This window comes from Methanospirillum sp., from assembly GCF_035560735.1.
Lineage (GTDB): Archaea > Halobacteriota > Methanomicrobia > Methanomicrobiales > Methanospirillaceae > Methanospirillum.
This window is the reverse complement of sequence record NZ_DATMYY010000168.1, coordinates 1-5,799: the sequence shown is the minus strand read 5'-3', so window position 1 is coordinate 5,799 and position 5,799 is coordinate 1. Positions and strand designations below refer to the sequence as shown.

The 5,799-nt window shown below is 45.0% G+C and carries 7 protein-coding genes; all 7 read left to right on the top strand.

Features of this window, described 5'->3' with window-relative positions; genetic code table 11:
• The first annotated feature begins 252 nt into the window (after positions 1-252).
• The gene (locus VN429_RS05165) at positions 253-684 is read left to right on the top strand and encodes a hypothetical protein (RefSeq protein WP_325630522.1); all 432 of its coding nucleotides are present in this window, start codon (positions 253-255) and stop codon (positions 682-684) included.
• A gap of 156 nt (positions 685-840) precedes the next feature.
• Positions 841-1,815 (top strand): BMP family lipoprotein, encoded by a 975-nt coding sequence (locus VN429_RS05160; RefSeq protein WP_325630520.1) that lies wholly within the window; start codon positions 841-843, stop codon positions 1,813-1,815.
• 344 nt (positions 1,816-2,159) lie between these two features.
• Positions 2,160-2,669, top strand: a complete 510-nt coding sequence (locus VN429_RS05155; RefSeq protein WP_325630518.1) for a MarR family winged helix-turn-helix transcriptional regulator — start codon at positions 2,160-2,162, stop codon at positions 2,667-2,669.
• Positions 2,666-3,814, top strand: a complete 1,149-nt coding sequence (locus VN429_RS05150) for an MFS transporter (RefSeq protein WP_325630516.1) — start codon at positions 2,666-2,668, stop codon at positions 3,812-3,814. Before VN429_RS05155 ends, VN429_RS05150 begins: the two co-directional genes overlap by 4 nt.
• Positions 3,815-4,213: 399 nt before the next feature.
• Positions 4,214-4,822: a hypothetical protein gene (locus tag VN429_RS05145; protein WP_325630514.1), complete on the top strand. Its 609-nt coding sequence runs from the start codon at positions 4,214-4,216 to the stop codon at positions 4,820-4,822.
• A gap of 326 nt (positions 4,823-5,148) precedes the next feature.
• Complete coding sequence (locus tag VN429_RS05140) at positions 5,149-5,337, top strand: hypothetical protein (RefSeq protein WP_325630512.1); 189 nt, start codon at positions 5,149-5,151, stop codon at positions 5,335-5,337.
• An 81-nt stretch (positions 5,338-5,418) separates the two neighbouring features.
• Complete coding sequence (locus VN429_RS05135) at positions 5,419-5,760, top strand: hypothetical protein (RefSeq protein WP_325630510.1); 342 nt, start codon at positions 5,419-5,421, stop codon at positions 5,758-5,760.
• Positions 5,761-5,799: the final 39 nt, after the last annotated feature.

The window sequence follows — 5,799 nt, the reverse complement described above, 5'->3', positions numbered from 1 at the left end:
TTTCGTACACAAACTAAATCTGCGCTGTGGTTACCTCCGAGACCCAAGCAGAGTTCTTTGTCATGCGATCCACGTTTAAATTTTAGTAACCTGCTACATCCGATCCAAAATACAGCGCGGATAACGTTATTACTATCCCGGTATGCGTGGAGTCAGGGATCGGTGATGATGCATTCAGAGTTCTCCTCAGTTTTTCGGTCTCTTTTTCCAGTATCGAGAAACGATTTTACCATTCCTGCCTAACTCACAATCATGAAGAATACTGTCCTCATCTATGGTCTACTCCTGTTGTCTCTTTGTATGTTGAGTGTTTACGCTGAACCAGCCTTCTATGATGAAAACATGTCAGATGTGCCCTATGAGGATATGGTCACACTCCCCAATGGAACGACTGTCAATATCGTTGTTTTCATGCCAATAACTGTCATGATAAATTCTGATGATGATAACCCGCTTCATGTTATTGATAGAATGAACTTCGGTGATGCAGGTGGTATGCTCAAGGGTAACGGTACGTTTCCAGAAGGTGCATTAGGTGATGGATTTTACAAACAACTTGCAGGAATGAATAAGACCTCCGTTCTGAATGGAACCAGCCTGAAGCACGGCGCCAACACCCCTGTTGCATCAAAAGTTTCTGGAAATCAAAGTTCAACAAAGCCAAATCTTTCTATCACCTGGTAATCTTAACAACCCCTCTTTTTCTGGTCTTCTGTATTTCCAGTAGAATAAAGAAATCCTTATCGGCGGGCAGATCTGAAGTTTTTCAGCACAGGGTGATCAGATCGCATCGGAGTATGTTTCCCTGCCTCTATTATTCACCCGGTCTGGGAAATCTATATGAAATCAGTATCTATCATAATCCTGCTCTGTCTTTTCAGCGGTCTTTTGTGCTTGCCTGTCGTCGGGGAGACTAGCAATAAGCCGCTGGTCGATGTCATCTATTCTGGAGGAAAGGGGGATCACTCTTTCATCGACAGTGCATACCGCGGGCTCATACAGGCTGCGGAAAAGTACTCATTTACCACACAGGAGTATTCTATCTTAAATGCCTCTGCTGATCCTGTTCCACAACTCAATGGACCGGAAGGGGAGACACCGGCAATGGTCCTGTTGGTAGGAAATCCGCTTACCAGCATGGCACAGGAGATCGCAGATTCTCATCCTACACTGCCGGTTGTTGCACTTGACAGCGATTCGCTTGTAGGAAATAACACTAAAACCGTCGTGTTTCCGATGTATGGATCAAGTTATCTGGCAGGTATCATTGCTGCCGGTGAGACCCGGACGGGAAAGGTGGCAGTGGTGGCAGGAAGGGATAATGCACTTATGTCAGAGTTCATTCAGGGCTTTTCTCAAGGAGCAGTTCAGTCCGGAAAAGAGGTATTGGTATCCACTGCTTATGTTGCTGACGATAATTCCGGATACTGGAGCCCGGAAAGAGCAAAGGAAATTGCCAGAGATTTATCAGCGAACGGGACTGATGTTATCTTCACGGTGGCAGGGGGATCAGGGATGGGAGTCATTGAATATGCCAGAAACACATCAGGTATGAAGGTCATCGGCGTTGACTCAGATCAATCAGTGGTTGGTCCTGAAGTTGTTGTAGCCTCGGTGCTGAAGAATCTTGATCAGGTGGTGTACAACGAGATATCTTCTGTTATTGAAGGCAACTTCACCCCCGGGGTAGAATTGTCAGGACTTGCTGATAACGGGTCAGGTATAGTTTTCAACCCGAATTTTGGCAACCTTTCATCGCTGATTACAGACCGGTTTGGAGAGGCAGCCGAGGCCGAAGATCGTTATAGATCGTGAGGCTCCTTCAACAACCTGCCTTTCCTCCTTTAGGCCAGGCTATTTTTACGGGATTTCTATCCTCGATTCTCTGGTTGGTGATACAGTATCACCCCCCTCCTTCTGCTTTGATCACTGGCCAGGATTGATCCATTATTCTTGTGATTGAACAGACAACAACTTTTGAACTGATCAGTGTAGATATGATTTATTTTATTCACCCTTGATATTCGCAGAACAGGCAGTAACTTCCAGAGTTCTGGATCAGGGGAACCTTCACTCACAAAATATGCTGTTGTCTGATATCGGAACTCAATCAATCAGTAACTAAATTATTATGTTATTAAATCAATTACTTACTAACGATGTCATATCCTGATCAGTCCGCCCGTGATCTCTATCGGATCTGGATGCGGATTATGAACAAACTGAACGAATCTGAAAGTATCCCACGTAAATTCGGCATTGATGTCCCGCTATATCCCTCAGAGATACATACCCTCCAGGTCATCGGAGATCATCCACAGGCCAATGTCAGAACAGTTGCAGAGCATCTTGGTATTACCCCTGGTGCAGCATCCCAGACGATAACCAAACTCTCGAAGAGGGAACTCGTTACAAAGGTCCGTGGCCTGAAGAATGAGAAAGAGGTTCACCTGGTGCTGACTCCCTCGGGCAGAATTGCATATGAAGCACATGAGACCATCCATGAAATGGTGTTTCAGAAGATAGTTGAAAGGATTGGCCCTCTCTCTTCAGACCAAAATGGGTTTCTAGAACACGTTCTTCATGCTGTGGAGTCTGTCTATGATGAGCGAATAGATACTGTCAGAAATGAGATGAAAGAACAGAAAACCTGTAAGGAGGAGATATGAGTCAACTCAGGCAGATTGGTCAGTTGACCCTGGCACATCTTGTTAATGACATTTATGCCCCTGTTCTCATGGCACTTCAGCCGGTACTTATCACGATGTACGGGTACAGTTATTTTCAGGCAGCCCTACTTCCTGTGACTCACAGTCTTGTCTCATCACTCCTTCAGCCGGTCTTTGGACATCTTGCTGACACCCGGGGACTCCGGGTAAGTGTCGGCCTCTCAATTCTGCTTTCAGGAATTGGAGTCTCATTGCTTGGGTTCATCCCTGATCAGTATATGGTAATGCTCATGTGCGTACTCATATCTGCTGTAGGACATGCAAGTTTCCATCCCGGAGCTCTATGCAAAGTTTCTGCTCTTGCCACCGGACAGTCCCGTGGCCGGTTAACCTCGTTTTTTGTGGTTGGTGGAAATATGGGTATGGCACTTGGCCCGATCATTGCAGGCATAGTACTCACCTCTGGGGGGATTCCCATGGTGACAACGCTGATTGTTCCTGCGATTCTGGCCGCTGTAGTCCTTTACGTCAAACCAATTCCTGATTTCTGCCCGGTTATAAAAAAGAAGAGTGAACCCGGTGGCGAGGACTGGAACCCGGTAAAACTGCTCTTTGCCGGTTCAACACTCCGTGCATGGGTTACATTCGGGGCGATGACCTACTTCCCGACCTTTCTAGTACTCCAGGGTTATCCCCTTATCGAGGCTACAACCCTTGTCAGTCTGATGCTGGTTGCCGGTGTTGTTGGTCAAATCAGTGGAGGAATCCTATCAGACCGGATTGGAAGGAAGAAAGTAGTCGTGATCACAACGGTTGCATCTATTCCTCCGTTTGTGGGAATCCTGATGACCCATGGTTTCTTCCTGATCATCTGCATGCTGTTATTTGGATATTTACTCTGGGCATCGTTTGCTGTAACCATAGCAATGGCCCATGAACAGGTCCCCTCGCAGATTGGGCTCATCTCTGGATTATTCCTTGGTATCGCCATGGGTGCAGGTGGAATCGGTGTCTCTATATCTGGAGCCATTGCAGACCAGATTGGGCTGATGGCAACCCTGACATTCTTTCCGGTGCTGCTGGTAGCCGCCAGTATCCTCTTTATGATGGTCAGATCACCTGATCAAAATAAAATTCCTGAATGAACAGGTTAAATATCTCTCTTCAGGTCCCTTTTTCACACGTTCTCCGTGAACCGAAGGACCGGTGGATGTACTTGTCTTTAGGGATGTTACAACGTTTGGTAGTGGCATGCTTGATAACTGGAGATGAAAATTCATCCATTGAAAGGATTTGCCTATATAATATGGATCTAAACCGTTTGAATGAACAATAATATCAAGATTTTTCATAACCTGTTATATTCAGGGCCAGTACCTGTTCATTGGTATACCCTATAATCGGCTATTATCCGCGATCTTCTTGATGGATAAGAGAGAATTCACATATAATAGTAAAGCAACCTGAAACTTTGTATCCCCCTGGTTCAAATCCTATTGTGCAGTGTAACTTTTAATTAGTGTACGAATGTTTCTGGTGATAAAATGACAAGAAATAATCTATTTCCCGGCTTTTATATGGTAATAAGCATTCTGTTCCTCTTTGTTCTGGTAGGTGTTGCATCAGTTGTCGCAGTTGACCCCTTTGGAGGAACTTCAGCTTCTGGTTCTTCTGATACCTATGACGACAGTCTGTATACCTCAAGGAGCAATGTCATGGAATCTACCGTTGATCCCTCCTTCTGGGATGAGCGTGAATCTTTGTCCATCGGTAAGGTAGAGAAGCGTCTGGTTCTTCCGCGATCAGATCCGAATAATCCCACCATCCAGCCTAGCACGTCAAGTGTGAAGCCAACAGGAGGGAAGCTGACCCAGGATGAGCAGACTCTCATCACCAAGGCGCAGGAAGTTGCCTTGATGCTCGTGAATATTCCGTACTACCAGGCTGGAGAACATGTCTTCAAACTTGATGATAAACAACATGTTCAACTGAGTTCTATGAAGTATGCCGCATCCAAGGAGTATTATGGAAGAACTGACGTCTCATCATCATGGGTGACTGATTTCTATAATGCAGCCTATAGCGACGATTACGCAAATGTCACCTCATTACTTGGTGAGCTGCCTGCTGAAGTGCGGACTCCTCGAGTTTAAACCCCAAAGTTCCAAATATCCTCCCTTTTTTGATTTAGATATCAGGATTTGTTGGTTTATTAGTTTTCATGAGAAACACGAATGAGTCCAGATTTTGCGTATCAGGATGTTCGGACCCACTATGGAATTGCTGAAGATCCTGCCACTTGATTGCCTCCTGTTATCATGATAGAACAGGGGTATGAGATCCATTATCCATCCCTGATCTATGGAAAATGTTCTGAAATGGCAGGAAGGGGCAGGTTATCAGTATTGACATCAACAATGGTGTCGTAAATGCAAAGGTTCAGGGTTCATCTCCAAAGCCGTATACAGTAAGCATCAGTATGAAGAACTGGGACAACGATCAGTGGAACAATGTGTTTAAAGATATCTCATCACAAGCTCTTTATTCAGCCCAGCTCCTTGCCGGAGAGATGCCCTCTGACATTAATGATCTCATTCAAAGTGCCGGTTTTTCACTCCTCCCAGAAAGTGGGAACGACCTTAAAACATCCTGCTCATGCCCTGATTAAGCAAATCTCTGCAAGTATATCGCTGCAGTATATTACATCCTGGGGGAACAGTTTGATGAAGATCCGTTTCTTCTTTTTGCCATGAGGGGAAGAACAAAAGAACAGGTTCTTGAAGAACTGAATGCACGAAGAGGACCAGAAGAACCGGAATCAGGTCAGGCTCCTCTTGATACTGCTATCAATAAGGAGCCGGAAAAAATCACGGTATCTGGATATTATTCATTCAGGACCCCGATTGAAAAATTCAAAGTATATCCAGGTGCTGAACCCAAGGTAAAAGGAATCATCCTTAAACGTCTTTCCGGTTCACAGTTTGAGGCTGGAAAGATTAACTTTTCAGATCTCCTGATCCTATTTTATGAAACTGCTCCTGCATATTTCAGACGGATAATTCATGGCAATGAGCCTGAAGATAAGAAATGAGGGTAATTTATCTCTTTTTCAGTTCAGGTATCTTTCATT